General features: G+C 60.0%; 24 protein-coding genes and 1 pseudogene. 10 read left to right on the top strand and 15 right to left on the bottom strand.

Annotated features, from left to right (window positions below; all coding sequences use genetic code 11):
• Positions 1–57: 57 nt before the first annotated feature.
• The 4 genes from zwf to rpiA are packed head-to-tail and all read left to right on the top strand — an operon-like array spanning position 58 to position 3930.
• Positions 58–1590 carry a glucose-6-phosphate dehydrogenase gene (gene zwf, locus OQZ28_RS07840; protein WP_130731903.1) on the top strand — a complete coding sequence of 511 codons (1533 nt, stop codon included), beginning with the start codon at positions 58–60 and terminating at the stop codon, positions 1588–1590.
• Positions 1591–1647: 57 nt separating this feature from the next.
• Entirely contained in the window at positions 1648–2457 is an 810-nt protein-coding gene (locus OQZ28_RS07835; protein ID WP_458135721.1) for a Cof-type HAD-IIB family hydrolase, read from the top strand.
• Positions 2450–3199, top strand: a complete 750-nt coding sequence (gene pgl / locus OQZ28_RS07830) for a 6-phosphogluconolactonase (RefSeq protein WP_458135761.1) — start codon at positions 2450–2452, stop codon at positions 3197–3199. The genes OQZ28_RS07835 and pgl overlap by 8 nt, the downstream gene beginning before the upstream one ends.
• A 26-nt stretch (positions 3200–3225) precedes the next feature.
• Positions 3226–3930 (top strand): ribose-5-phosphate isomerase RpiA, encoded by a 705-nt coding sequence (rpiA, locus tag OQZ28_RS07825; protein WP_130732539.1) that lies wholly within the window; start codon positions 3226–3228, stop codon positions 3928–3930.
• 94 nt (positions 3931–4024) lie between these two features.
• Here rpiA and OQZ28_RS07820 read toward each other — a convergent pair whose 3' ends face one another.
• The 6 genes from OQZ28_RS07820 to OQZ28_RS07795 form a co-directional block, all read right to left on the bottom strand.
• Complete coding sequence (locus tag OQZ28_RS07820) at positions 4025–4798, bottom strand: SDR family NAD(P)-dependent oxidoreductase (protein ID WP_458135720.1); 774 nt, start codon at positions 4796–4798, stop codon at positions 4025–4027.
• A gap of 30 nt (positions 4799–4828) precedes the next feature.
• Positions 4829–5938 (bottom strand): ABC transporter ATP-binding protein, encoded by a 1110-nt coding sequence (locus tag OQZ28_RS07815; protein ID WP_458135719.1) that lies wholly within the window; start codon positions 5936–5938, stop codon positions 4829–4831.
• A 42-nt stretch (positions 5939–5980) separates the two neighbouring features.
• On the bottom strand, positions 5981–6808 hold the full coding sequence (locus OQZ28_RS07810) for a carbohydrate ABC transporter permease (RefSeq protein ID WP_458135718.1): 828 nt from the start codon (positions 6806–6808) through the stop codon (positions 5981–5983).
• 1 nt (position 6809) lies between these two features.
• On the bottom strand, positions 6810–7730 hold the full coding sequence (locus OQZ28_RS07805) for a carbohydrate ABC transporter permease (RefSeq protein ID WP_458135717.1): 921 nt from the start codon (positions 7728–7730) through the stop codon (positions 6810–6812).
• Positions 7731–7740: 10 nt separating this feature from the next.
• Positions 7741–9054, bottom strand: a complete 1314-nt coding sequence (locus tag OQZ28_RS07800; protein ID WP_458135716.1) for an ABC transporter substrate-binding protein — start codon at positions 9052–9054, stop codon at positions 7741–7743.
• Between the two features lie 117 nt (positions 9055–9171).
• Positions 9172–10800, bottom strand: a complete 1629-nt coding sequence (locus tag OQZ28_RS07795) for an FGGY-family carbohydrate kinase (RefSeq protein ID WP_458135715.1) — start codon at positions 10798–10800, stop codon at positions 9172–9174.
• A 279-nt stretch (positions 10801–11079) separates the two neighbouring features.
• Between OQZ28_RS07795 and OQZ28_RS07790 the strand changes: the two are divergent.
• Both OQZ28_RS07790 and OQZ28_RS07785 read left to right on the top strand, forming a co-directional pair.
• Positions 11080–11178, top strand: a pseudogene (locus OQZ28_RS07790) (GTP-binding protein); the annotation flags it as partial.
• Between the two features lie 4 nt (positions 11179–11182).
• Complete coding sequence (locus OQZ28_RS07785) at positions 11183–11503, top strand: DUF6525 family protein (protein ID WP_458135714.1); 321 nt, start codon at positions 11183–11185, stop codon at positions 11501–11503.
• 58 nt (positions 11504–11561) lie between these two features.
• Here OQZ28_RS07785 and OQZ28_RS07780 read toward each other — a convergent pair whose 3' ends face one another.
• The gene (locus tag OQZ28_RS07780) at positions 11562–12737 is read right to left on the bottom strand and encodes a PepSY-associated TM helix domain-containing protein (RefSeq protein WP_458135713.1); all 1176 of its coding nucleotides are present in this window, start codon (positions 12735–12737) and stop codon (positions 11562–11564) included.
• Positions 12738–12973: 236 nt separating this feature from the next.
• Here OQZ28_RS07780 and OQZ28_RS07775 point away from each other — a divergent pair, with 236 nt between their 5' ends.
• The 3 genes from OQZ28_RS07775 to OQZ28_RS07765 all read left to right on the top strand — a co-directional run bounded on the left by OQZ28_RS07775 (position 12974) and on the right by OQZ28_RS07765 (position 17261).
• Positions 12974–13483, top strand: coding sequence for a sigma-70 family RNA polymerase sigma factor (locus OQZ28_RS07775; protein ID WP_130732530.1), 510 nt, complete (start codon positions 12974–12976; stop codon positions 13481–13483).
• Between the two features lie 99 nt (positions 13484–13582).
• Positions 13583–14575 (top strand): FecR family protein, encoded by a 993-nt coding sequence (locus tag OQZ28_RS07770; protein WP_458135712.1) that lies wholly within the window; start codon positions 13583–13585, stop codon positions 14573–14575.
• A gap of 175 nt (positions 14576–14750) precedes the next feature.
• A complete protein-coding gene (locus OQZ28_RS07765) occupies positions 14751–17261 on the top strand; it encodes a TonB-dependent siderophore receptor (protein ID WP_458135711.1) in 2511 nt (836 codons plus the stop codon).
• A 506-nt stretch (positions 17262–17767) separates the two neighbouring features.
• Here the strand turns inward: OQZ28_RS07765 and OQZ28_RS07760 are convergent.
• From OQZ28_RS07760 to OQZ28_RS07725, 8 genes are all read right to left on the bottom strand, one after another.
• The gene (locus OQZ28_RS07760) at positions 17768–18115 is read right to left on the bottom strand and encodes a hypothetical protein (RefSeq protein WP_458135710.1); all 348 of its coding nucleotides are present in this window, start codon (positions 18113–18115) and stop codon (positions 17768–17770) included.
• 322 nt (positions 18116–18437) lie between these two features.
• Positions 18438–19550 carry a sulfate/molybdate ABC transporter ATP-binding protein gene (locus tag OQZ28_RS07755; protein WP_458135709.1) on the bottom strand — a complete coding sequence of 371 codons (1113 nt, stop codon included), beginning with the start codon at positions 19548–19550 and terminating at the stop codon, positions 18438–18440.
• Complete coding sequence (locus OQZ28_RS07750; RefSeq protein ID WP_130732526.1) at positions 19547–20350, bottom strand: sulfate ABC transporter permease; 804 nt, start codon at positions 20348–20350, stop codon at positions 19547–19549. Before OQZ28_RS07750 ends, OQZ28_RS07755 begins: the two co-directional genes overlap by 4 nt.
• A 13-nt stretch (positions 20351–20363) precedes the next feature.
• Positions 20364–21230: a sulfate ABC transporter permease subunit CysT gene (gene cysT, locus OQZ28_RS07745; RefSeq protein WP_458135708.1), complete on the bottom strand. Its 867-nt coding sequence runs from the start codon at positions 21228–21230 to the stop codon at positions 20364–20366.
• Positions 21227–22186 (bottom strand): sulfate ABC transporter substrate-binding protein, encoded by a 960-nt coding sequence (locus tag OQZ28_RS07740; protein WP_458135707.1) that lies wholly within the window; start codon positions 22184–22186, stop codon positions 21227–21229. The genes cysT and OQZ28_RS07740 overlap by 4 nt, the downstream gene beginning before the upstream one ends.
• 117 nt (positions 22187–22303) lie before the next feature.
• Complete coding sequence (locus OQZ28_RS07735) at positions 22304–23311, bottom strand: ABC transporter substrate-binding protein (protein WP_458135706.1); 1008 nt, start codon at positions 23309–23311, stop codon at positions 22304–22306.
• The gene (locus OQZ28_RS07730; RefSeq protein WP_458135705.1) at positions 23293–24144 is read right to left on the bottom strand and encodes an ABC transporter permease; all 852 of its coding nucleotides are present in this window, start codon (positions 24142–24144) and stop codon (positions 23293–23295) included. The genes OQZ28_RS07735 and OQZ28_RS07730 overlap by 19 nt, the downstream gene beginning before the upstream one ends.
• A gap of 11 nt (positions 24145–24155) precedes the next feature.
• Positions 24156–24953, bottom strand: a complete 798-nt coding sequence (locus OQZ28_RS07725) for an ABC transporter ATP-binding protein (protein WP_458135704.1) — start codon at positions 24951–24953, stop codon at positions 24156–24158.
• 417 nt (positions 24954–25370) lie between these two features.
• Here OQZ28_RS07725 and OQZ28_RS07720 point away from each other — a divergent pair, with 417 nt between their 5' ends.
• Positions 25371–26288 carry a TauD/TfdA dioxygenase family protein gene (locus OQZ28_RS07720; RefSeq protein ID WP_458135703.1) on the top strand — a complete coding sequence of 306 codons (918 nt, stop codon included), beginning with the start codon at positions 25371–25373 and terminating at the stop codon, positions 26286–26288.
• Positions 26289–26493 lie beyond the last annotated feature (205 nt).

Raw genomic sequence — 26493 nt, 5'->3', positions numbered from 1 at the left:
TAACGACCACGGGCGGCCCGTCGGGTTTTAACGCTAAAGAGTTCAGGGAGAAGCAAGATGGAGAGCATTGTCGCATCCGCGTCCTCGCAGATTGACGACACGCAGCATGAAAACGTGCCGCGTCGCGGGCCACCGGGGGTATTTGTCATATTCGGCGGGGGCGGGGACCTGACGCACCGTCTTCTTGTCCCGGCACTCTACAACCTGGCCAGCGCAGGACTGCTGGACAGCCATTTCTCCATCATTGTGGTGGACCGGGCCGATGTCTCGGCAGCCGACCTGCGCCAGAGCTTTCATGATTCCCTGGAAAATTTCGTAACCAGTCGTGGAACCTCTGCCGTCAGCCTGCATGATGATGTATGGAAGCGCCTGTCCTCCAGCATCGACTACGTGCGCGGCTCGTTTGAAGATACGGCAACATACGATGCCCTTGCCCAAAAAACCGGTAACCAGAACTGTATTTTCTACCTCGCGGTGGCCGCCCGTTTCTTTGGCACGATCGTGGACCAGCTTGGCGTGTCGGGCCTTGCGAAGGAAAGCGGGAAGACCTTTCGCCGGGTCATTATCGAAAAGCCCTTCGGCAGTGATCTTGCTTCCGCCATTGCGCTGAACGGGCGGCTGCTGCGCACGCTTGACGAAAGCCAGATTTACCGGATCGACCATTATCTGGGCAAGGAAACGGTGCAGAACATCCTTGCCCTGCGCTTCTCCAACGGTTTTTTCGAGCCTTTGTGGAACCGCGACAATATCGACCATGTGCAGATCACGGCAGCCGAGACGGTGGGCGTGGAACGGCGCGCCCGGTTTTATGAAAGCACGGGCGCCGTACGCGACATGGTGCCCAACCATGTCATGCAGTTGCTGGCCATGACGGCGATGGAAGCGCCCATTTCGTTCGATGCCGATGCGGTGCGTGATGAAAAGACCAAGGTGCTCAAGGCCATCCATACCGTGCAGCATCATGACGTGGTGCGCGGCCAGTACGCGGCGGGCAGCATCAAGGGGCAGCCCGTTGCGGGCTATCGTGATGAACCCGGCGTGGACCCGCATTCCCATACCGAAACCTATGTGGCGATGAAACTCATGATCGATAACTGGCGCTGGGCGGGGGTGCCGTTCTATGTGCGCACCGGCAAGCGCCTGGCCGCGCGCAAGACGGAAATCGCGGTGCATTTCAAGTCGGCACCCTATGCCCTGTTTCGCGACACACCGGTGGACAAGCTGACCCCCAATATCATGCTTTTGCATATCCAGCCGACCGAAGGGGTGACGTTGCAGTTTTCCGCCAAGATTCCCGGCCCCACGGTGCATCTGGGTGGGGTGCGCATGAAGTTCGACTATTCCGAATGGTTCCACGAAGGGCCAAGCACCGGCTACGAAACCCTGCTGTATGACTGCATGATAGGGGATGCGACCCTGTTCCAGCGCGCGGACAATATCGAGGCCGGATGGCGCGTGGTCCAGCCCGTTCTGGACTGGATGCACGCCCCTGCGGGACTGGATTTCTACGCCGCCGGCAGCGAGGGGCCGAAGGCCGCCGATGACCTGCTGGCCCGCGACCACCGGCACTGGCTGAAAATCGGGTCCTGACGGGACATGATGCGCGCCTCAACCTGACTGACATGATACTGACAGGAGGACACTTCCGTGTCTGATCCCGAAATACGCCTTGTACTGGCCGATGTGGATGGCACACTGGTCACGAAGGACAAGATCCTGACCCCACGCGCCATCCGCGCGGTCGAGCGCCTGCGTGAGCGGGGCATCCTTTTCACCATAACCAGCGGCCGCCCGCCCAAGGGCATGAAGATGGTGATCGACCCGCTGAAAATTTCCGAGCCGATCGCGGGCTTCAATGGCGGCATGATGGTCAGGCCCGATTTTACCGTCATCGAGGCCCGCACCCTGCCTGCCGACACCGCGCGCAAGGTGATCGGCATCATCCGCGACCACAGGGCCGACCCGTGGATGTATAATGGCAATGACTGGATCGTCTCGAAACTCGAGGCCCCGCATGTGGCGCGCGAGCAGTGGACCGTGAAGTTCCCGCCCGTGGTGGGCGATGTCGAGGCAAAGCTGGACCAGGTGGTCAAGATCACCGGGGTCAGCGATGACCTTGAACTGATGAAGCGCCTCGAGCATGACCTGCAGCAGGCGCTGGGCGATACCGCCTCCGCCGCCCTGTCGCAGCCCTACTACGTGGACGTGACCAACAAGGACGCCAACAAGGGTGGCGTGGTGATGACGCTCGAGCGCCTGCTGGGCATTCCCGCCAGCCAGATGGTGACCCTGGGCGACCAGCCCAATGACGTGCTGATGTTCCGCAAGAGCGGCATGTCTATCGCCATGGGGCAGGCAAGCCCGGAGGTGCAGAAGCAGGCGACCCATGTCTCCACCTCGTGCGAGGAGGAAGGATTCGCCAATGGAATCGAGAAATTCGTGCTGGGAGATGCGTGACATGACCGGTGGACATGATGTGAAAACGGGCGCGATGGTGATCCTGCCCGATGCCGAGGCCATTGCGCAGCACATGGCGAAATGGCTGACGGAACAGGCGCTGGCGAAAAAGGGGGGCCCGTTCGTGATCGCGCTATCGGGCGGGTCCACGCCCAGGCGGCTGTACCAGATCCTGGCCTCTGCTGAATACCGCGACCGCTTCCCGTGGGCGAACACGGAGTTCTTCTTCGGCGATGAACGCTTCGTGCCCGAGAGCGATGCGGCCAGCAACTACAACATGGTCGAGACCGAGATGCTGGCGCACGTCAAGGTGCCACCTGCCAACGTGCATCCCATGCCCACATCGGGCGACCCGGTGCAGGCGGCGGCAAAATACCAGGCGGAGCTCGAGGCGGTTTATGGCGCAAAGGTGCTGGAACCCGGCCGCCCGCTCTTCGATGTGGTGATGCTGGGCCTGGGCGATAACGGGCATACCGCATCGCTCTTTCCGCGCCAGCCGGTGCTGGAGGAGAAAAAGCTCTGGGTCTCGACCTGCGTGCCCGATGATGCGCCGCATACGCGCCTTACGCTCACCTATCCCGCCATCCATTCCAGCCGCCATGTGGTGTTCATGCTGGCAGGTGCGGGCAAGCGCGAAGCCTTTGCAAAGGTGCGCGCGGGCGACCCGGCGGAGCCTGCCAGCCATATCACCACCGAGGGTGAACTCATCTGGCTTATGGACAAGGCGGCGGCGGGGCAATGAGCGCGGTGGATAGCAGGAGCCCGGACATGACAGCCCAGACAGGCGACCCGCATGAGGAACAGAAACGCCTTGCCGCGATCGAAGCCGCATCCATGGTCAGGGAAGGGATGGTGGTCGGCCTCGGCTCGGGCACCACGTCAGCCTACATGATTGATGAACTCGGTCGCCGCTGGGCGGAAGGGCTGCGTTTTGCCGCCATTCCCACCTCCGAGCATTCGGCCGAGCAGGCGCGTTCGCACGGAATAAACCTGGTGACATTCGCCACCCACCCGCAGATCGATCTTGATATTGATGGGGCGGATGAAGTGGAGATGGGCACGCTCAACCTGATAAAAGGACGGGGCGGGGCGCTGTTTCGTGAAAAGATCGTGGCCGCCGCCTCACGCCGCTTCGTGGTGGTGGTGGATGAAAGCAAGCTGGTGCCACGGCTGGGCCACCACATGCCCGTGCCGGTGGAAGTCACGACATTCGGCTGGGAACTGACGGCATCCCGGCTGCAGGCGCTGGGCGCACGCCCCACCCTGCGGCTGGACCGGCACGGCACGCCCTTCAATACCGATGGCGGAAATCTCATTCTGGATTGCAATTTCGGGGAAATCGCTGATTCCGTGGCGCTGGCGCGAAAAATCCGCGCCATTGTGGGTGTAATCGAAAGTGGCCTGTTCATTGGCCGCACGTCGGAGGTGATCGTGGCGGGCCGGGACGGCCTGAAGCACCTCATGGCCGGGTAGCCGCCCGCCCCTGTGCCTGGCGCGTGTTTTCGGACACGCGCCCACTGGCCCGCAGAGGCACGGGCCAGACATTACCCAGAAAACCACTGGTAATTTACCATACGGTAAATCCGGCATCGACATTGACGATTGCCCCGGTCATCAGGCTGGCTGCGTCCGATGCCAGAAACTGCACGACCGAGGCAACCTCGTCTGGCTGGCCTACGCGGTGCATGGGCGTGCCATCCAGCCATGCGGCATACAGGCGCGGATTTTCCATGCCAAAGCGGGTCAGGGTCGTCTCGATATAGGTGGGGGCCACCGCGTTTACCCTTATCCCACGCGTGGCCCATTCTGCCGCCAGTGAGCGTGTATACTGGTGCACGCCTGCCTTTGATGCGTTATAGGCCGCCTGTTCCTGCGGGCGGTTGACGATCTGGCCCGACATGGATCCGATATTCACGATCGTGCCATGCCCCTGCTCGAGCATGATGCGGCCGAATGCCCGGCAGCAGCGGAAAATTCCGTTAAGGTTGATATCAACCTGCTTCAGCCACTGGGCATCCGTCATGTTTTCGGCCCGGACTTCGGAAATGCAGATTCCGGCACTGCAGACCAGGATATCGACACGGCCTTCCCCGGACCCGATGCGCGCGGCGCAGGCATCCACCTGTGCCGTATCGGTCACGTCAAGCGCCATGGCCGATACATTGAGCCCATGCCCGGCCAGTTCGGCCACGGCACGTGCCGCAAGTTCCGTATCACGATCTGCAATAATGACGCGGGCGCCGAATTCTGCCAGCGCCGTAACGCAGGCCAGACCAATATTCTGCGCACCGCCGGTAACAACCGCGACACGTCCGTCAAGACGGAGTTTTTCCGTATACATATGCCTATATCCTGAACAGGAAAGCCGTTTTCATGCGCCAGCAAGCAGCGGATGCTCCGTGCTGCGTGCCAGCGCCATACCGCCTGCATCAAACAGATGGCAGTGTTCTTCCTCAAACGTCATGCTTATGGGCGTATCGGCACAATCGATATTGTCCCCGCCCGTCTGCACGACAATCATCTGTCCATCAGGCAGGCGCACATGCAAAAGCGTGATTGCCCCCAGCCGCTCGCTGACCTCGACCATGCCGTGCACCGCCCCTTGCGGGTCAATACGGATATGTTCGGGCCGGATGCCCAGCGTGGCAGGCGCACCGGCCTCCAGCCCGGCCTGCTGCGTGGGGATGGACACGCTGAACGTTCCCGTGCGTACCTGCACGCTCCCCTCAGGGGCAGGGGCGCTGATGGTGGCGGGCAGCAGGTTCATGGGAGGGGAGCCCATGAAACGTGCGACAAACAGGTTGCCTGGCCGGTGATAGAGTTCCAGCGGGGTGCCGATCTGCTCCACCACACCCTTGTTGAGGACCACGATCCTGTCGGCCATGGTCATGGCTTCCACCTGGTCATGCGTTACATAGATGGTCGTTGCGCCAAGCCGCCGGTGCAGGCTGGCCAGTTCCACGCGCATCTGCCCACGCAGTGCGGCATCGAGATTGGAGAGCGGTTCATCGAACAAAAAGACCCTGGGGTTACGCACGATCGCGCGCCCGATCGCCACGCGCTGCCGCTGGCCACCCGAAAGCTGGCCCGGCCTGTGATCCAGATAGGGCTCAAGCTGGAGGATGCGCGCCACATCACCGATACGCTGCCGCCGCTCGGCTTCAGGCATGCCGGCAAGCCGCAGCGAGAACTCCATGTTGCGGTAGACATTCATGTGCGGATACAGCGCATAGGACTGGAAGACCATCGCCAGCCCGCGCCGTGCGGGTTCGGTGTCGTTCACCCGCTGCCCGTCAATCAGCAGGTCGCCAGCGCTTATGTCCTCCAGCCCCGCGATCATGCGCAGCAGGGTGGATTTGCCACACCCTGAAGGACCGACAAAGACAACGAATTCCCGCTCGGCAATGGCAAGCGAGACACCCTTGATGATTTCCTCATGCAGGTAGGTCTTGCGCAGGTTACGCAGTTCTACTGTCGCCATGGTATGTTCCTGTTGCTACCGCGCGGGCTGCTCGCCCCGGTTCTATTTCACCGCCCCGAATGTCAGGCCACGCACAAGCTGCTTCTGGCTGGCCCAGCCAAAGACCATGATGGGGGCCACCGCCAGCGTGGAGGCGGCTGACAGCTTGGCGAAAAACAGCCCCTCGGGTGAGGAGAAGGATGCAATGAATGTTGTCAGCGGCGCTGCAACGGATGAGGTGAGGTTCAGTGACCAGAATGTTTCATTCCAGCACAGGATCAGGGAAAGCAGTCCGGTCGAAGCAATGCCCGGCAGCGCCAGCGGCATGAGCACCTGTGTTACTTCCTGCCAGCGTGTCGCCCCGTCCATGCGCCCGGCCTCCAGTATGGGGACCGGCACTTCCCTGAAGAAAGTATAAAGCATCCATACCGTAATAGGCAGGTTGGTCAGCATGTATATCACGACCAGCCCTGTCCGGCTGTCCAGCAGGCCGGTGGCGCGGGCCAGCAGGTAGATCGGCACCAGCACCCCGACCGAAGGCAGCATGCGGGTGGACAGCATCCATAACAGGGTCATGCGTGTGCGCGGCCCCGGCAGGAACGCCATGGCATAGGCGGCGGGAATGGACACAAGCAGGGCCACCACGGTTGCCATGAGCGAAATCACGACGCTGTTGGCAGCGAAATGCCAGTAGTTCTCCCGCGCGAATACATCCTGATAACTTGAAAGCGTGGGGTTGAAGAAGAAATGCGGCGGTGTGGATATGGCGTCAGGCTCGCTCTTGAAGCCCGTCAGGAACATCCACAGGATGGGGAAGAACATCCATAATGCTATGCTCCAGGCCAGAAGGGTGATCGTGGCATGGCGCAGGCGCGTGCTGGTTCTTGCCATGTCAGGTCTCCAGATTGCGGGCCACGGCGCGCAGCAGGAAGGCGGCCACGATATTCGCGACGACAATGGCCACGACGCCACCGGCCGAGGCCCCGCCCACATCAAACTGCAGCAGGGCGCGTGAATAGATGAGAAACGCCAGGTTGGTGGAGGCGACACCCGGCCCACCCGCCGTCGTGACCGAGATTTCGGCAAATATGGTCAGCAGGAAAATGGTCTCGATCATGATCACGACAGTAATCGCACGCGACAGGTGGGGCAGGGTGATGTTGATGAACTGCGCCACCATGCCCGCGCCATCCATGCGCGCGGCTTCCTTCTGTTCCGTATCAAGCGACTGGATGGCGGTCAGCAGGATCAGGACCGCAAAGGGCAGCCATTCCCATGCCACGATCATCACCAGCGTTGCCAGCGGGTAGCGTGACAGCCAGTCGACCGGTGTCAGGCCCACGGCCCGCATCACGGCGGAATACACGCCATAGATCGGGTGCAGCATAAGGTTCTTCCACAGCAGGGCGGCAACCGTGGGCATGATGAAGAATGGCGAGATGACCAGGATGCGAGCAATGCCGCGCCCTGCGAACTCCTCGTTATACAGGACCGCCAGCAATGTCCCCAGCCCCACCGATATGGCCAGCACGCCGCCAACCAGGATGGCCGTGTTCTCCAGCGATGTCATGAAATCCGGATCGGTCAGCAGGTACCAGTAATTGCTGATGCCTGCAAAACCCTGTTGGGTCGGATCCACCAGGTTGTAATTGCGCACGGAATACCACAGCGTCATGAGCAGCGGCACTACTGACCATGCCAGCAGCAGCATGATTGCGGGGGATTGCAGCACGAAGCCCTGCAGGCCCCGGCTGCGGGCCGCGCTGCCAGCGGGGCTGGCCATGACGGAGGGATGTCCTGCCACTTTGTCCATCTTCACCTCCTCAATGCAGGTAGCCGGACTGGCGCATGGTGCGACTGACGGCGGCCTGTGCCGCCCCCAGCGCCTGCTCGACCGTCATCTGGCCCGACAGCGTTGCCGCAACGCTCTGGCCAACCTGGGTGCCGATGGCCTGGAAGGGGGCAATGCCGACAAACTGCGCGCCACCATACGGGCGTGGCTGTTTTGTCTGGCCATTGGGGTCGGCCGTGTCGATGGCGGCATGGACGAACGTGGCGAACGGAGCCGCCTTCTGGTAATCGGGGTTGTCATAGGTGGACACGCGGGTTCCCGCTGGCACCGCCACCCAGCCTTCATGCTGCGCCACAAGCTGGACATAGGCCCTGGATGTCGCCCATTCTATGAAGAGGCGCGCATCATCCGCATGCCTCGATGATGCGGGAATGGCGAGGTTCCAGCTCCACAGCCATGTCGGTCCCTTGCCATACGGACCGGTGGGGGCGGCGGCAAAGCCGACCCTGTCCGCCACATGCGACTGTTTGGGATCAAACAGCAGGCCGCCCGCAATGGTTGAATCCACCCATATGCCGCAATGGCCGCTGGCGAACAGGGCCAGGTTTTCATTAAATCCGTTTGACGTGGCGCCGGGTGGCCCGTCGGCCTTCATGGCCGATACATACCACTGCAGCGCCGCCTTCCATTCGGGGGTATCCAGCATCGGCTTCCAGCCTTCGCCAAACCACTGCCCGCCAAACGTATTCACCAGCGAGGTGACGTAGGCCATGTTTTCGCCCCAGCCCGGTTTGCCACGCAGGCACAGGCCGTAGGTCTGGCTGCCGCTGTCCGTGATTTTGTCGGCATAGGTGCGGATCTGGTCATAGGTGGGGTGCTGCGGCATGGTCAGCCCGGCCTTTTGGAAAAGGTCGGTCCGGTAATACGTCATGACACTTTCCGCGTAGAACGGCAGGGCATACAGCCTGGAGTCCACACTCAGCCCGGCGCGCACGGAAGGCACGATGTCATTCACATCATAATCAGGGCCGGGGCGAAGTTCAGCCAGCCAGCCCTGCCTTGCCCAGATTGGCACTTCGTAATTGCCAATGGTCAGGATATCGAACTGCCCGGCATGGGTTGCGATATCGGTCGTTACGCGCTGGCGCAGGACATTCTCCTCCAGCGTGACCCAGTTCAGGTGAATATCGGGATGGGCTTTTTCGAACTCACCTGACAGCTGTTTCATGATGATCATGTCACCATTATTGACCGTAGCGATTGTCAGCGTACCGGCCGCCTGCGCGCCACCGGCCAGCAGCATGCCGGCAGCAGTAATGCAGGCCAGGATCCTGGAAGTCGCCATTACAATACCCTTTATTGTTTTATTACGGTTTATTTGCGGTATCTGGCCTGAAAGCCCGGTGCTCCGGGTTTTCCTGTAAAGCGCAACGGAAACCTTCCGGTTCCCATGATGCCTGTCTTATTTATTCATGATCTGCCTGTAACGGATCTGGTCAGCATACATCTGGGTAAAGACCTCGAATTTCCTGGCATGGAAAGCGGCACTCCCGGCACAGGGCCGTATCTGCGCCCGTATGCGCGTCATGTTGGTCATGGCCGCCCGGATCGACGGATATGCGCCCGCCGCCACCGCACCCAGTATCGCACTGCCAAGCAGCACGGAATCAGGCTCTTCGGGCAGGAGGATACGGCAGCCGGTGGCATTGGCATGTTCACGCACGAAAACGGGGTTTTTCGTTCCCCCGCCGGTTGCAACGATCGTATCGATTGCATAGCCCTGCCTGTCCAGCGCCGTTACGATATCACGTGTGCCATAGGCCAGTGCCTGTACTGTCGCCAGGTACAATAATGCCAGATCATGCACCGTGGCGCTGAGCACAAGCCCGCTGACCATGCCACGCAGGGTCGGATCGGCATGGGGGGAGCGGTTGCCATGGAAATCGGGCATGACGTGCAGGTTTTGCGTCAGCGTCCCTGCGGGTCGGTCGCCTTCGGTTTTTGCAAGCAGGTCGTTGAGGACCTGATAGACCGTCCTGCCTTCGCTTTCAGCCTGCTGGCGTAACGCCGGTGCGGCGGGATGGGTGGCGATGATAAAGTCGATCAGGCTGCCCGTGGCCGACTGGCCTGCTTCATTCAGCCACATGTCAGGCAGCATGGCATCACGGTAGGGGCCCCAGACGCCGGGCACGAAGCGGGGCAGGGGAGAGACTGCCATATGGCAGCTCGACGTGCCGCCAATCAATGCCAGACGCTGGTTGAATGCAGGTGGCTCGTTATCCGTCGCGCCCCCCATCACGCCAATGCCGCCCGCATGCGCATCAATGGCGGATACCGCGACCGGGGTGCCCGCCGGCAGGCCAAGTTCCGTGGCGGCCCGCATATCCAGTCCATGCCCGACACGTTCGCCCAGGGCCTTGATGTCCGTGCCGATGCGGCGGAACCCTTCGTCAGCCAGCGCGCCAAGGCCTATGGAACGGAAATAGGTTTCATCCCAGCGGTTTTCATGGGCAAGGTAGGTCCATTTGCACACGGTTGAACAGCGCGAGCGCGAACTGGCCCCGGTTGCGCGCCAGGTCAGGTAGTCCGGCAGGTCAAGGAAAAGGGCGGCGCGCGCGAACACATCGGGCAGATGGCGTTTGAGCCATAGCAGCTTTGGTGTTTCCATCTCGGGTGAAATCACGCCGCCCACGTAACGCAGCACGTCATGATGGCCCGCATTGATCTCGGCGGCCTCGGCCATGGCGCGGTGATCCATCCACAGGATCACGTCCTGCTCCGGCGCACCGTCAGGATCAATGGACAGCGCCTGGCCATCAGGGCCAGCCACCACCAGCGAACAGGTCGCGTCAAACCCGATACCACGCACATCCAGCGCTTCCCCGGCCGCATCCCGCGCCATGGGCATGGCGATGGCAACGCTGTCACATACCGCACGCCATATATCAGCGGTGGATTGCTGCATGTAATCAGCGCGCGGCTGCCACGTGCGGGTTGGCGTGCTGCCTGCGCCCAGCTTGTGGCCATCCAGCGTAAAAACGCCTGCGCGTGCGCTGCCTGTCCCCACATCGACACCAATGACGACATCCATCTGCCAATCCAGTCCTTCGTGTTGAGGTGCCGGGGCGTGTCCAGCCATGGAAAGCCCACTGCCCCATGATAACGCTTTGCGCGTCGATCCTGTTTTGCGGCGCCTTGTGTGCACGCAATTGTGCGGGCGGGAGGGGCAGCGAACACGTGCGGACCACAGGCATCCCATAACGCCGTATCCTGCAAGATATCTTTCCCCGTTCGGAATTCTCCAGGTATTGTTATATTATAACATTTCATATAAGTTTGGCGGATCATAACCGAATGAAGGGTGTCCGTCATGCACGAAAGGCTTCCGGTAACGGTTCTTTCCGGCTTTCTAAGAGCGGGAAAGACGACGCTCCTCAACCCTGTGCTCAATAATCGTGAGGGCCGCAAAGGCGATGGCAGATAACGAGCGGACCCTGCGGCACGAGATGTGGCGGCGCTATGCGGGTGATGACTGGGCAGCCTTCGATGCTCTTCCCCCAGCGATCCGCAACCGGGTTGCAACACATGCCTATGATGCCTGGTCGGTCAATGTCATGATGCTGTGGCAGCATTACAAACGGCTCTATGGGCGCACGATGCGCGCCGAGCGGGCGTTGATCCGGTATCTTGATTATTGCGAGCGGCTGGAGCGGGAAGCGTTTGCCTTGCGCTACAGCGAAGCCTACGGCATGGCTCTACCGCATGATGCGGCAGACGTGACCGTGCTGAGATGACACTGGCACCCGAATGCCACCATTCTGGCTTTTCAGTTTCCTGTAGCAGCCTGTCGGGCTATCTGGCCTGACGGGTCTGCCGCTTTCGTTGCCAGATCATGATGCCCGTTACCACCAGCATGCACACGGCCAGACCCGCCAGGCATATGAGAATACGGCCGCCAGGCCCGGCTATCCTGCCACTATGCCATGGCAATTGCATCTGCATGACCAGATTGCCCGCAGCCCCTTGGCCGGGCATGTCACCTGCCGTGATCTGACCGGTTTTCAGATCCACGGTAACCACAGGACTTCCCAGTCCGGAGGGTTCTGTTCCCTGATTGCTGAAAAGGTAGAACATGGCGGTCCCGCCATCCGGGTCCAGCAGCACTGCGGCCGGTCTCTCGCCGCTGCCATGGGCCTGCACGAAACCTGCGGCGAGGCCTTCCGCCTGATCAATCGTAACCGGATGGACCGGGAGCCGTGTGTCCGTCATGGGCGGCGCAGTAGGCAGGATGGTCCGGATGACGGGATTGAACACCTCATCCTCAAGCGCCAGCGCCACCCCGCTTATGGCAATGCCCAGCAGGACAAGCCATAGCCAGAGCGAGACGGCCCGATGCAGGTCAAACGTGATCCGTATGGAAGAACGCCGCAGGCCAATCGCCCATGTCTTGCGCCATTGCCGCCAGAATGCCTGCCGCCATGCAGGCTGGTGCAACGGAAAGGTCAGGAGAAGGCCGACCACACAGTCAATCGACCACAGCATGGCCGAAATACCCATGACCCACATGCCCGCCTGGCCCAGATCAAGGGAATAATGAACGCGGTATATAAAAGACATCAGCACGCGACGGTTGAAGCAGCAGCCTTCGGCCGGGCGCATGCCCTGAATGCGCCCCGTGCCGGGGTCGAGAAAGATTTCGTTTTCAACCGGATCTTTCCTGCCCGCGACCGTTTCGGACGAATAAACCTCGATCGCACGCCCCGCAGGAGGGCGGTAGAGCAGGGCGGTCACCTGTGTTTCAGGACGCTGCAGCTTCAGGCGCGCCAGCAATGTTGAAACCGGCAGGGGATGTGCCGGGGCAGAAGCACGGAACAGGTCAGGATTGAGGGCCGCGTCAATTTCCGTGCGGAACACGCTGATGCTTCCCGTAAGCCCCGCAACGAACAGCACGCCCGACAGGAGCAGCCCCGTATATCGGTGCAGGCGCACAAGGGCCGGACGAACGGTTTTCAGGGTCAGGACAGCCATCACGCATGGCTTGGCATGCCCGTCAGGGCAAGGCAATAAAAGAAAATAAGACGCGTTCGCATATTTAGCTGTCCGTTTTCCCAAGCGTACTGGCGAGGAATGGCATGTCCGACAATCCGGATTGTATCGAAACATCACAGTGCCATTTTGTTATTGATAATGATTATTATATTCATATAAGGAAGGCGCGTGCCCCGTCCGGGCGCTGACGCACGCTGTCAAGGAACCTTCAGGCCGTGGCCTCGACCGATCACCTTCTGGAAACCTATCTGGCAAACCGGTCGCGTTTCGTGTCCTTCGCCGTATCCATGGTCGGCTGCACGGCGCAGGCGGAAGATATTGTTCAGGATGCATTTGTTCAGGTCGCATCCGTCAGGCGGCAGGGGATCGTGTTCAACCCTGTTGCGTATCTGACCGCGATCATACGCAATCTGGCGCTGGATCATCTCCGTGCCGCACGCAGGCAGATCCCGACCGAGATCGATCATACCCTGCTGGCTGATACGGGTGCGGGGTCCATATCGCCCGAAGCCCATTGCGGGCACCGGCAGGAACTGCATACCGTGGCAAATGCCCTGGCCAGCCTGCCGCCACGCACCCGCCGCGCGTTCGAGATGTACCGCATCGGTGGCTACACATTGCAGGAAATTGCGACTGTTCTGGGTGTTTCCACCACGCGCGTGCACAGGATGATCCAGATCGCGCTGGTGGCCTGTGCCGCGGCCCTGCCAGACATGGAGCCATAAAATTTTCCCCTTGGCGTTAAAAAACAGGCACCTGCGCCGTCCCTGTTCCTGGAAATACGTTCAACGCCACGGGCGCGGAACGAATGGGGATGGGCACGGATGAACACACAGCCAACACCGGGCGCCAAACGTGCCATGCTGGCAGCCGCCACCTGGAAAATCCGCCTCAATGAGGCACCGGATGATGAAACGGTACGGGCGGAATGGGCCGCATGGCGCGCGCAGGACCCCGACAATGAGCGGGCATGGCGCCGGGTGGAACGCGCCTGGGCCCTTGCGGGCCAGATGGTTCCCGTAACGCCCCCGCATGACCGGCCCGCAACACCCCGGGGCCCTGCGACTGGCAGAACGGCCCGGGCACGCCCGTTGCGGATTGCGGCGGTCTGCATGCTGCCGGTGGCGGCGAGCCTGCTGGCCTTTGCCACGCCGGACCTCATGTTCCGCCTGCAGGCCGATTATTACACGAAAACGGGCGAAACCCGCACGGTCAGCCTGTCGGATGGAACGGCGGTGACCCTGGGCGGCCATTCCGCCATCGCCGTGCATTATTCGGGTGGGGAACGGGGGATTACCCTGCTGGCTGGCGAGGCGTTTTTCAATGTCGTGCATGACGGAAAACGTGGCTTTGCCGTCAGGGCAGGGAACGTGACGACGCGCGATATCGGCACCGCCTTTGATGTGCAGATGGCCGGGCCTCATGTCACTGTTGCCGTGCGCGAGGGGATCGTGAGCGTATCCCGCCAGTCCGACCCCGCCCTGCGCCTGACCGCTGGCCAGACATGGGCGGTCGACCAGCACACGGGGCAGGCCCATCGCGGCACGATCGACCCGGAGGATGTCGGTTCATGGCGGTCAGGGCAGATGGTGCTGAACGACGTACGGTTTTCTGACGCGGTCGCGGTGCTGGGACGCTACTATCCGGGCACCATCGTAACCCGTGGTCTTGAGCACGACACCATCCCGGTAGGGGGCGTGTATGACCTGCATCACCCCAGGGAGGCGCTTGAGGCCCTGTGCGCGCTGCATGGGGGCAGGCTTGTCACACTCCCGGCGGGCTTCACCCTGGTGCTGGCGGACCATAAAGCTCCCTGAGGTGCCCACACGGGCAATCAGACCACGCACAACCGCCAGCGCAGCGCTTTTTTTCAGCGGACCGCTAAAAAAGTTTCACCTACACGTTAAAAAAAAATCGTCTCAACGGACATGGATATACGCGAATGCAATTCGTTTGCATTTAACGCCAACCGTCCGCCCGTGAGACCCGACCATGCCGTGTGTTCTTCTGCCGTGCCGCCGCAATCGCATCCGGCTTTCCCGATCCAGCCTGCTTACGGGCACGTCCGCCCTCCTGTTCGTCATGTGGGCTGCTGCGGGCCATCATGCCGCGGCCGCACCGGTTGAGGGCGGCGTGGCCAGCGCGCCATCACCGGCACAGCCCTTCAGCATTCCCGCCCAGCCACTAGGCCGCGCCCTTGCCGCCCTTGGTGCGCAGACCGGCCTGCAGATCGCGTTCGACAGCGCCACGATAGCGGGCGCACGCTCAGGGGCGGTGAGCGGGCAGATGACAGCGGAACAGGCGCTTTCCGCCATTCTGGCGGGCACGGGCATCAGTTACAGCAAAACCGGGGCGCATTCCGTCTCGCTCATCCGCGCGCCGTCCGCCATCACCCTTGATCCGGTGCGGGTGGAAGGGCAGGGGAACGGGGGCGGCAGAAAAGGGTGGAAAGAAGAGCAGATCGCCGTTTACGCCACATCAGGGCGGGCGGGCCTAGTGCCCAAGAATTCCAGTGCCGCCACCAAGACCGACACGCCCCTGATCGAAACCCCGGAATCCATATCCGTCGTGACCCGCGCGCAGCTGGACCAGCAGAACGCCCGCACCATAGCCGAGGCCCTACGGTATAATGCGGGCGTGTCGGGCGATGTGGCATCAGGCTACACCACGCGGTTCGACATGGTTGAAATCCGCGGCTTTCAGGGTGCCGCGGGCGCAGACGAGTTTGTTGACAATTTGCGCCTGTTCAACGGTGCGTACTACGCCACCCAGCAGATCGACCCCTATCTGCTTGACCGGATCGACATCCTCAAGGGGCCGCCATCGGTCCTGTACGGTCAGTCTAATCCTGGCGGGGCCATCGTGCTGACAACAAAACAGCCAACGGCCACTCCCGTCCACTCCATCTCGGTCGAGGGCGGAACATACGGCTACGTGCGCGGCACCGCCGATTTTGGCGGGCGGATCGACCGTGATGGCAAATGGCTGTACCGCATCGCCGCGACTGCCACCACTTCGGGTACGCAGGACGAACACACCCGCAACGAACGTTTCGGTGTCCTGCCATCGCTGACATGGACCCCCAATGATCGCCTAACCATGACGCTGTCCGCCTTCTGGCAGCGTGACCCGCGTGGCGGCAATTTTGATACCGCACCGCTGGAAGGCACCATCCTGCCCAACCCGAATGGCAAGATTTCGGACCATTTCTACCCCGGCGACCCGAATTTCGAGACCTACAAACGCACCCAGACGGCGGTGAACTACCGTCTGAGCTACCAGATTGCGCCCAACTGGACCTTCAAGTCGTTTGCCCGCTACGCGAATGTGGGGGCGTTTTTCCAGCAGGTGTCATCAGGCGGGATGCTCGATGATGACAACCGCACGCTGGAGCGCGCCGCATACGGGTCGGAGGAACATTTCGACACGATCACGGTAGAAGAACAGATCCTTGGCCATTTCCGCACCGGGCCGGTCAGACACAACGTGATTATTGGCGGCAACTGGCAGAACATCCGTGATTCCGCCAACCTGTATTACGGCGATGCCCCATCCCTGGATGTCTTTTCCCCCACATACGGGCAGAGCATCGGCAAGCTGGACCTGTATGAAGCCCAGAGCATCACCACCAATCAGGAAGGCATTTATGGCGAGGATCAGATGACATGGGGCCACCTGCATGTGCAGGGCGGCGTGCGCCATGACTGGTCCACCATCGACACCCGCGACCAGACCGATAGCGGCGGCAGCTTCAACCAGTCGGACCAGGCCACGACGTGGCGCGGCGGCATCCTGTATGCGTTCCCCATCGGGCTTTCACCCTATTTCCATTACGCGGAATCTTTCCAGCCTGCCAACAACCTGTCCTTCAATGGCACGCCGTTCAAGCCTACCCGGGGGCGGCAGTTTGAAGTGGGGCTGAAATACCAGCCGCATGGCTTCAACGGGTTTTTCACGGCTGCACTGTACGACCTCAAGCAGAGCAACGTGCTGGTCACCGATCCGGTCCATATCGATTTCTATACCCAGACCGGCGGGATACGCTCGCGCGGGATCGAACTGGAAGCCCACGTGGACCTGACCCGCAACCTGAACATCATCGCGGCCTATACCTATCAGGACGTGGCCTATACGCGCGGCAGTGGCGACCTGACGGGCGAGCGCCCGATTGCGGTGCCCAAGCAGACATTCTCGGTCTGGGGGCATTACGACCTGCGCAACGGCCCGCTGCGTGGCCTGGGGTTTGGCGCGGGCGTGCGCTACAACGGTAATACGCTGGTGGACAACACGCTGGAATATGTCACGCCGAGCTATGTGCTGGTGGATGCGCAGGCACAGTATTCCCTTGATGCCGTGGCCCCACGCCTGAAGGGCATGCTGTTTCAGGTCACGGCCCAGAACCTGCTCAACCAGCGGTACTATCCCAGTTGCGCGGGGGCCGATACCGGCTGCTATATCGGCGCGAACCGCAATGTGATCGGCAAGGTGACGTATAGCTGGTGATTATTGCGAATATTAAATGCCTACAATGCATTTAGCACATGATGGGACAGAAGAGGCCTAATACAGACGGTTCCATCCCAGCGCAGGAAATAACAGTGGACTTGTAACGGTTTTGTGCCGGTCTAGAAGTACTTATGCCACTCTTGCTTCAAAAGACCCAAACTAAGAATGGCGTCGACGTGGATTATAGACCCCATGGAAGATGGCGGTGGTAGCCTGACGGCGGGTTGGTCAGTTCTGTTGCCAGTTCCATTCCGCCTTTGAAAGGGGGCAGCGGGAATGGAACTGGATGTTGACCGGGAAATGACGGGATATCCGGGCATGTCGCGGGACGATGACGCCAGGAAAACCGGGGGACAGAACGGTGCATGGAGATTATCCACAGTGCCGTTTTCTGTTTTGCTGACTGTCAGGCAGAACCGCACGCATAGACATGGGGCTTGGAACTAAATCCTATTCAGAGACCCGCTGTATCTGAATGCTCTCAGAAGCTTCTTAAAGGCATCCTAATCAGCTTCTGTTTCGTTTTTCCCGCTCCGGGAGTCATAGTCCAGTTCCGGCACTGCCTGCCGATGCACATGGCCTGTAGCAATGGTGTTAGATATCCTCATGGTCTTTCTGGAGACAGCATCCAGGGATGCTGGCGAAAGGCCATCACAACGCATTATCGTCATGGGACGATCCTGCTGGGTGACGTACAGGGATTTGCTGTTGATAGCGACCGCGAGTTGAACGGCGGCGAGGAATATTGACTTCAGCTTGTCGTAGCATGTCGCGATGCCTGTGAACTGCTTCAGTCTGGCGAAGAACCGTTCAATGATATTTCGTCCTGATACTTTATAAATATCCGACAATAAGATCGCACGGGCGGGCTACGCATACCCATGAGTAATCCGGAACGGGAAATGGTCAGTAACGTCGGTTCAATACCAAGACGCGCCAGACCTGATCAGGTGAAAATATCGCGGGCATTTGCAAATCTTCTCTTCATGCCATAAATTGGCAGGATAATAATAAAAATGGCTATCGTTGTTCTTGTGCCCTGAATTTCCATATGCTGTATCTCTTATTTAATATTGTTATTTTTTCTAAATTACGTTACTTTTACATTCCGTGTTTCTAAAAATATTATATAATCACTTGCAGTTTGAATTACTGACATCTTAATTAAATTATTCATGAATAAAGGAACTGTACTTCATCCGAAACTACAGGACCAATCAAACCATAACCCGGAATGACCCATGCGTTGTCCCGCACGAAACGACCTGCGGATATATCAATGGCGCAGTGTGTTATGATGGACGCTGATACGTCACCCGGGTCCGCAGGCATTTCAACCAGCATGCCGTCGAACGATGCCGATGTCACTTTATAGGAGGCAACCAGACCACGCCGCTGGTAAAATTGTGCGATGGCATTTCCTTGCTGGGGCAGCAGGCGGATATCGGCCGGACGGATCAGGATCTCGGCCCTGCCATTGGAAAGCGCCACGGGAACAGGAATGATATCAGACATGTCCGGCACGAAACGACCATTGGTGACCAGACCGGCAATACGGATGGTCTCGCCGCTGAAATCCATGACGAAGGGATCGGCCGGGTTGTCTTCTAGTTCCTGCGGGGTGCCTGACTGCACGACGCGCCCCCGGTTCATGATGACGACGGTATCGGCCAGTTCGGCAGCTTCCTGCCGGTCGTGCGTTACGAGAATGGTGGTCAGGCCCAGCCGTTCGTGCAGGTTGTGCAGCCAGCCGCGTATCTGCCTGCGCACCAGCGGGTCAAGGGCGCCAAAGGGTTCATCCAGCAGCAATACACGTGGCCCCGTGGCCAGTGCGCGGGCAAGGGCGACGCGTTGGCGCTGCCCCCCTGAAAGTTCATGCGGATAGCGTGCCCCCATTGCGGGCAGTTGCATGAGTTCAAGCAGTTCTTCCACCCGGCGGCGGATCGCAGCCCTGCCGGGGCGGCTGTGGCGGGGGCGGATGGCAAGGCCAAACCCGATATTGGCCGCCACCGTCATATGCGCAAACAGGGCATAATGCTGGAAGACGAAGCCGATGTTGCGCTCACGCGCGCCCAGCGTATCCACACGCCTGCCGTCAATCGACACCTGTCCACGCTGGTGCGGGTCAAGTCCCGCGATGATACGCAGCAGGGAAGTCTTGCCCGCGCCCGACGGGCCGACAAGCGCGGTAAAGCTGCCATCCTTCACGCTCAATGACACATCATCCACAATCGCGCGGCCGCCCTGCGGGCTGTGGCGGGTGATATGGTCCAGATATACGCTCATATGCTTGGTTCCGTCCGGTCAAGGCGGCGTTCGATAAGGCTGCGGACCAGCACGACAATCATTGCCATCAGGGCCAGCAGGGTCGCCATGGTGAAGGCGGCTACCGTCTGGTAGCCATTGTACAGGGTCTCGATATGCAGCGGCATGGTTTCGGTCAGGCCGGGAATATGGCCCGATACGACCGAAACCGCACCGAATTCGCCCATGGCGCGCGCGGTTGCCAGCAGCATGCCCGAAACCAGCGCCAGTCGCGCGCCAGGCAGCGTGACATGCCACAACACCTGCCACAGGCTGGCACCCAGCAGGACGGCCGCTTCCTCCGCCGCGCGCCCGTTATGGGCCAGCATGGGCATAAGCGTGCGCGTAACATAGGGAAACGTGACAAACAGCGTGGCCAGCAGGATGCCGGGCGGTGCGAACATGACGGGATAGCCCCAGCGTTCCAGTGCGGCGCCCCACCATCCCTGTGTCCCGAATACGAGAAGCCAGATCAGGCCACCGACGACAGGGGAGACGCTCAGGGGCAGTTCAACCAGCACGACCAGCAGGTTCCGGCCGGGAAAACGGAAATGCGTCAACGTCCATGCCGCCATCACGCCAAAAACCGTGTTGATGCACACGGTCAGCACCGTGATGATGACCGTAAGCCGGATTGCGGACAGCGCATCGGGATCGGCCAGGCTTTCGATCGCCGCCCCCAGCCCATGTGACAGCGCCATGACCACCACCAGTAGCGGCGGCAGGACGATCATGACCGTAACCAGCAGGTAGATGACGAGCGCATATACGATACGTGACATCGTGATCCCTTCCTTACCCGACGCCACGGGACAGCCGGCGGCGGACAAGGCTTATGCTGGCAAGGGACAGCAGCGAGACCGCAACAAGCACGAACCCGATCAGGGTCGCGCCCGTCGTGTCATACTCCTGCAGGCGGATGACAACCAGCAGGGGCGCGATTTCGGTATGGAAGGGCTGGTTGCCCGCGATGAAGATAACCGAACCATATTCCCCGATGCCACGGGCAAAGGCCATGCCGAATGCCGTAACCAGCGCGGGATGGAGCGCAGGCAGCACGATACGCAGCAGAACCTGCGCACGGCTGGCCCCCAATATCACGGCGGCTTCTTCCATATCGGCTGGCAGGTTGCGCAGAACCGGTGCGACGGTCCGCACGATAAAGGGCAGCCCGATAAACATGAGGGCGAGCACGATGCCGGTCCGGCTATAGGCAATGTGCACTCCCAGCCTGGCCAGCGGCGCGCCGAACCAGCCTGTCGGGCCATATAGTGTGGCCATGGTGATCCCTACCACGGCGGTGGGCAGGGCAAAGGGCAGTTCCACCAGCATGTCGATAATGCGCCGGCCGGGAATATCGCTACGCACAAGCGCCCAGGCAATCAGCACGCCAGGCACCAGGTCGAACAGGGCCGCAAGAACGGCGGAACCGAAGCTGACCCACAGGGCGGACAGTATCCGCCCATCATGTGCCGCATGGGCAAAGGCGAGCAGGCCACGATGCAGCCCCTCCTGCCACGGGCGCGATACCAGCGCCAGCAGTGGCAGGAGCACAAGCGTGCCAAGCCAGAACAGTGTCAGCCCCAGCCCCAGCCCGAAGCCGGGCAGGGGATCGCGCTGCCTGCGCGGCAGCCACAGCCGGCGTGAAAGATATGCCGTCATTTCGTGTAAATGCTGTCGAATATGCCGCCATCGGCAAAATGCTGTTTCTGCACCGTGCCCCACCCGCCAAGACTTGCGATATCAAAGGTATCGGTCGTGACGAAGCGGTCATGGAAGGCCGCCAGAATGGTTGGGTTTACGGGCCGGAAATAGTGTTTTCCCCCGATCTTCTGCCCTTCCTCGCTGAACAGGTATTCCACATAGGCCTGAGCGATTTCCGCCGTGCCGTGGGCCTTCACGTTGCGGTCGACAACCGCGACAGGAGGCTCGGCCAGAATGGTCAGGGGGGGCACGACAATATCGAATTTGTCCGGCCCGATGTCGCGCGTGGCCAGAAGGGCCTCGTCCTCCCACGCCAGCAGTACATCTCCCAGCCCGCGCTGGACAAAGCTGTTGGTGGCGCCGCGCGCGCCGGTATCAAGCACCGGCACATGGGCAAACAGGGTTTTCAGGTAATCACGCGCCTTATCGGGTGTGCCGCCGGGCTGGCGCAGCGCCCATCCCCATGCGGCAAGATAGTTCCATCGGGCTCCGCCGGACGTTTTGGGGTTGGGCGTGATGACCTGCACATCATCACGGATCAGGTCTGGCCAGTCGTGAATGTTCTTCGGGTTACCCTTGCGCACCAGGAACACGATCGTGCTGGTAAACGGGGTGGAATTATGGGGCAGGCGCTTTTGCCAGTCCGGCGCGAGCAGGCCGTTCTGGGCCAGGATGTCGATATCATAGGCCAGGCCAAGGGTCACGATATCGGCGGGCGCGCCTTCCAGCACGGAGCGGGCCTGTGCGCCTGAGCCGCCATGGGAAGTACGGATCTGTACCGGTGCGCCTACATGCTGCCGCGCCCATGCGGCGGAAAAGCTGCGGTCAATGTCCTGATAGAGCTCCCGTGTCGGATCGTAGGATACATTCAGCAGGCCGGTGGCGGCCCATGCCCGTACCGGACGGAGCGCCATGGCCGCTCCGGCGCCAAGAGATGCCCTGAAAAGACTACGGCGGGTGGTTAATCGTGTCATGACCAATTTTTCATACCTTATTACAAAAGGTGCCAGGCAGCATGATGGAGAAGAAAATCAGGTGTCGTAACAGTTGAAAATATTGTCATATATTTTATTTATATTTATCCCCTTCAGTTCAGGGCTTCCATTTTTTACGTACCAGTCCTGAAATACAGTAAAGGAACGCTCCGTAAGCATTCCGCCCTGCGTAGGGATTCCGGGTGTTTTCCAGTAATCCAGTGGCGATGTGTTCTCACCACGGCCGCGTGTGCTGACGATTGCCTTGGCCCGGGCAATCACCTCCTGCCTCGGTGCGCTGCGTGCCCATTCAATCGCGCGGGCCGTGCCGGATATGAAATATCGCGCCGTGCGTGGGTACTTTTGCAGGAAAGTATCGCGCATGACATATGTGGACATGATCTGGTCGCCATAGACATCATATTCCGAAAAAACCGACCTGACGCCACCCCGTGTCCGCAGCATGTCCCCCCATGGTGGCGCCGTGAATGCGGCATCGATCCGGCCCATGCGCAGCGCCCCTTCCATGGCGACCGGGGGGAGCGGCACCAGGGTTATCCCGGCATCATCCACGTTGCCCAGTCCCGCCTTCTGCAGATAATGGTCGAGGCTGACCTCCAGTTCCGCTCCGACCACATTGACGCCAACACTCCGCCCACGCAGGCCAGATGCGCTGGATATCGGGCTGTTTTGCAGCACAAACAGTTCGGCGGATTCCGCCTGCGTTGCGCCAGATGCAGCGATAACGGCGCGGGCCGGCGCACCGTATGCTATCATTTTCAGGACCGCCCCGTTAAAGGCCAGGCCAAAATCCACATCGCGGGTGATCACTGCCTGTATATCCTGCGGGCCACTTATGGTGTTGCCTACCCATTCGAGCCTGACCGGCCCCATGTAGCCAAGATCCTGCGCCAGTTCAGGAAAGGAGACACGCCCCGGCCAGCCCTGATAGCGTAACGGCGTGCGCAGGGCTTCATCCGCCCTGGCATGCACGGACGGCATCAGCAGCCCCGCAGTCGCGCCGCCCAGAAAAAGACGACGACCGATCACTTCACGTTTCTCCATTGTACAATCCGCAACCGGACGCCCGCCCAGAACAGCAGTCCGTTCGACAGGAGGCCCAATCCGGAAAGCGCCAGAATCCCGGCATACATTTCAGGAATCTGGAAATTGGCCTGTGCTACATTGAGGTAATATCCCAACCCGGCACGCGCACCGACCATTTCCGCCGCAATGAGCACGAGAAATGTTGCGGCCAGCGCAAGACGCACCCCGGTAAAGATGGTGGGCAACGTTGCTGGCAGTGTGATGCGCAGCAGCAGGTTGGCAGGCGACAGGCCCATTGCGCGTCCGGCCTTGATAATGACGGGATCAACCCCCCGGACACCGGATATGGTGTTAAGCAGTATGGGCCAGAACGCGGCATAAACCACCATGGTTACCTTGGAGACCTCACCAATACCGAGCACAAGCGTAATGACCGGAAGCAGCGCCAGTGGAGCTGTATTGCGAAATGCCTCCAGCAGGGGGGAAAGCATGTCGGACACGGTACGGCTGGCGCTGATCAGCATGCCCAGCGGCACGGCAATAACAGTTGCAAGGCATAGACCCGTAACCGCGCGCATGATGCTGGCACAGGCGTTACGCGGCAGGACACCCGTTACGGTAAGATGCCACCCGGCCTGCGCAACCCGCGAAAAGGGCGGAAGGAAAACCGGGTTTACAATACCCAGCCGAGGCAGCATTTCCCATGTCAGCACAAACAGTGCCGGGGCCAGCGTGTACTTGAGCAGTTGCGCCGTTATCTGCACTGCCCTTCGCGCCATTGCGCCAGCATCACGGGCCTGCGCCTGCACGGACCTGGAAGAAGCAGTAAATGTCTGGGCCGGGGAAGACATGGAACACGTCCTTAATGATAGGTACCGGGCGGTAAGGCATCAGGCTTGAGTTTCCGCCAGATCTGATGGCGCAGGGCGCTGAATTCAGGCAGGCGACGCACATTCGTCTCCATGCGGCGGGCCGAGAAAGGGACATCAATGATTTCGGCAATCTGGCCGGGATTACGGGTCATGATGGCAACCCGTTGGCCCAGATACAGTGCCTCATCAATATCGTGCGTTATGAATACGATGGTCTGCCGGGACTGGTGCCACAGACGCAGAAGTTCATCCTGCAGGCCCTCGCGTGTCTGGGCATCCAGCGCGCCAAAGGGTTCGTCCATCAGCAGCACCCGCGGCTCGACAGAAAGGCTGCGGGCAATCGCGACGCGCTGTTTCATGCCGCCTGAAAGCTGGTTAGGCCGACGATGCGCGAAATCAGACAGGCCAACCAGCCGCAGATAGGCCAGCGCCCGCTCACGGCGCCTGTTCCGTGGCACCCCTGCTGCTTCCAGAGCGAATTCCACGTTCTGCAGGGCCGAAAGCCACGGCATGAGGGCATATTGCTGGAATACGACGCTGCGGCTGGCGGCGGGGCCCTTTATGGGTTCGCCATCAATGAGAATCGTTCCGTCAGTCGGAAAATCAAGCCCCGCCATCAGATCAAGCAGGGTCGATTTCCCGCATCCGCTGGGTCCGACAAGGCACATGAACTCACCAGCCCGAATGTTGAGGGAAACGTCATGCAGGACCGTGTAATCCCTTTCTCCCTTGCGGGCAGGGACGGCGGGAAAAATTTTGCAGACGGACTGAAAAACGATGTCGGACATGAGTGCATACTCCGAAAACCACTCTCTGAAATCGTTGTTAGTTTAATCAAACAGAAAGTGTCAATGAAATTTACATATCCCGATTCGTGGAAATTGTTATGCACAAAAATTCAAAGTGTTTAATGCCGCTCAATCCGGCACAGGCTCGTCAGAAAATGGCCGATGTCAGCCCGGAAGGAGTAGGGCTCGTAAATCAACTCCTGAAAATAACCATTATAGAACAGTTATTTATAGAAAATTAAGTTAGGATGAAGCCCAACGGAGGGCTTCACGCCTGCGTGCTTTTCCACGCAGGCCATTCCCGCTCCATAAATGACTCGCAAATACGTGGTTAATTTATTATGACTCTTCATAGCGTAATTAATTGACCGGAATTTCATCGTATGTCAGGGTTAATCACCATAAGGAGTGAATGAAATGTCGAGAATCGGATTCGGTACCACTTCGGAAAATAGTGATTCGCAGAGCGCCCAGCTGAGCGTAACGCCTCTTGCCGGCCGGATTGGCGCCGTGATCGAAGGTGTCCGCCTGTCGGCGGATCTGCCTCCAGGGATCTTCAGCCATATCGAAGACCTGCTGCACAAGCACAAGGTGATTTTCTTCCGCGGGCAGCAGCACCTGGATGAAAACGGACAGGAAGCGCTGGGGCGCCGCTTCGGGGATCTTGTGCCGCACCCGACCGTACCTTCACTGAAGGGAACGAGTGGGATACTGGATCTGGACAGCGCACGCGGGACCCGCGCGGCAAGCTGGCATACAGACGTTACTTTCGTGCCCGATTATCCGAAAATATCCATTCTGCGCGGGGTCGTCATACCGGTCGTTGGAGGGGATACGGTCTGGGCCAATACTGCAACCGCTTACAATGACCTGCCGCTTCCGCTGCGGAATCTGGCAGACCAGCTCTGGGCCATCCATACAAACAACCATGATTATGCCGCCCGCCGGAGCCATGTGCCGGACTCCGCGCGTGAGTACCATCGGGTCTTTACATCCACCGCATACCGCACCTTGCACCCGGTGGTGCGCAGGCATCCGGTTACGGGCGAGGCCAATCTCGTGCTTGGTCATTTCTTCCAGAAATTCGATGGCCTGAATGCGCCTGACAGCCGCCATCTCTTCGAGATTTTCCAGTCACACATCACCAGTCTTGACAATACGGTCCGTTGGAAATGGTCTGAAGGGGATATTGCCATCTGGGATAACCAGGCAACGCAGCACCGGGCGGTTGACGACTACGGCAGCCAGCCCAGGATTGTCCGGCGTGTTACGGTCAGGGGCGATGTACCGGTCAGCCTGGACGGTCGTTCCAGCCGGGCCCTGCCAGCGGATTGACCCGGGACCCGGTTATTTTCAGCATGACTGCACCATGTGCGGATTTCTTCATGACGCAGGGCAGGGCAGGGCATATCGGTGATTCTATTCCACAGAGACGCCAATATACCATGAAATATGGAATAATGGAAAAATGCGGATAATAAATTATCGCATCGACATGCATGGATACAGAAAAGAGCATAAAACTTTTATCTGTAGAAAA

Source organism: Komagataeibacter sp. NFXK3, assembly GCF_054182245.1.
This window is presented reverse-complemented; position numbering and strand designations above follow the sequence as displayed.

Excerpts from the sequence above, each read along its gene's own strand:
- zwf (WP_130731903.1), top strand. The coding sequence starts at position 58 with ATGGAGAGCATTGTCGCATCCGCGTCCTCGCAGATTGACGACACGCAG.
- pgl (WP_458135761.1), top strand. The coding sequence starts at position 2,450 with ATGCGTGACATGACCGGTGGACATGATGTGAAAACGGGCGCGATGGTG.
- rpiA (WP_130732539.1), top strand. The coding sequence starts at position 3,226 with ATGACAGCCCAGACAGGCGACCCGCATGAGGAACAGAAACGCCTTGCC.
- OQZ28_RS07820 (WP_458135720.1), bottom strand. The coding sequence starts at position 4,798 with ATGTATACGGAAAAACTCCGTCTTGACGGACGTGTCGCGGTTGTTACC.
- OQZ28_RS07815 (WP_458135719.1), bottom strand. The coding sequence starts at position 5,938 with ATGGCGACAGTAGAACTGCGTAACCTGCGCAAGACCTACCTGCATGAG.
- OQZ28_RS07810 (WP_458135718.1), bottom strand. The coding sequence starts at position 6,808 with ATGGCAAGAACCAGCACGCGCCTGCGCCATGCCACGATCACCCTTCTG.
- OQZ28_RS07805 (WP_458135717.1), bottom strand. The coding sequence starts at position 7,730 with ATGGACAAAGTGGCAGGACATCCCTCCGTCATGGCCAGCCCCGCTGGC.
- OQZ28_RS07800 (WP_458135716.1), bottom strand. The coding sequence starts at position 9,054 with ATGGCGACTTCCAGGATCCTGGCCTGCATTACTGCTGCCGGCATGCTG.
- OQZ28_RS07795 (WP_458135715.1), bottom strand. The coding sequence starts at position 10,800 with ATGGATGTCGTCATTGGTGTCGATGTGGGGACAGGCAGCGCACGCGCA.
- OQZ28_RS07785 (WP_458135714.1), top strand. The coding sequence starts at position 11,183 with ATGGCAGATAACGAGCGGACCCTGCGGCACGAGATGTGGCGGCGCTAT.
- OQZ28_RS07780 (WP_458135713.1), bottom strand. The coding sequence starts at position 12,737 with ATGGCTGTCCTGACCCTGAAAACCGTTCGTCCGGCCCTTGTGCGCCTG.
- OQZ28_RS07770 (WP_458135712.1), top strand. The coding sequence starts at position 13,583 with ATGAACACACAGCCAACACCGGGCGCCAAACGTGCCATGCTGGCAGCC.
- OQZ28_RS07765 (WP_458135711.1), top strand. The coding sequence starts at position 14,751 with ATGCCGTGTGTTCTTCTGCCGTGCCGCCGCAATCGCATCCGGCTTTCC.
- OQZ28_RS07755 (WP_458135709.1), bottom strand. The coding sequence starts at position 19,550 with ATGAGCGTATATCTGGACCATATCACCCGCCACAGCCCGCAGGGCGGC.
- OQZ28_RS07750 (WP_130732526.1), bottom strand. The coding sequence starts at position 20,350 with ATGTCACGTATCGTATATGCGCTCGTCATCTACCTGCTGGTTACGGTC.
- cysT (WP_458135708.1), bottom strand. The coding sequence starts at position 21,230 with ATGACGGCATATCTTTCACGCCGGCTGTGGCTGCCGCGCAGGCAGCGC.
- OQZ28_RS07740 (WP_458135707.1), bottom strand. The coding sequence starts at position 22,186 with ATGGCGCTCCGTCCGGTACGGGCATGGGCCGCCACCGGCCTGCTGAAT.
- OQZ28_RS07735 (WP_458135706.1), bottom strand. The coding sequence starts at position 23,311 with ATGGAGAAACGTGAAGTGATCGGTCGTCGTCTTTTTCTGGGCGGCGCG.
- OQZ28_RS07730 (WP_458135705.1), bottom strand. The coding sequence starts at position 24,144 with ATGTCTTCCCCGGCCCAGACATTTACTGCTTCTTCCAGGTCCGTGCAG.
- OQZ28_RS07725 (WP_458135704.1), bottom strand. The coding sequence starts at position 24,953 with ATGTCCGACATCGTTTTTCAGTCCGTCTGCAAAATTTTTCCCGCCGTC.
- OQZ28_RS07720 (WP_458135703.1), top strand. The coding sequence starts at position 25,371 with ATGTCGAGAATCGGATTCGGTACCACTTCGGAAAATAGTGATTCGCAG.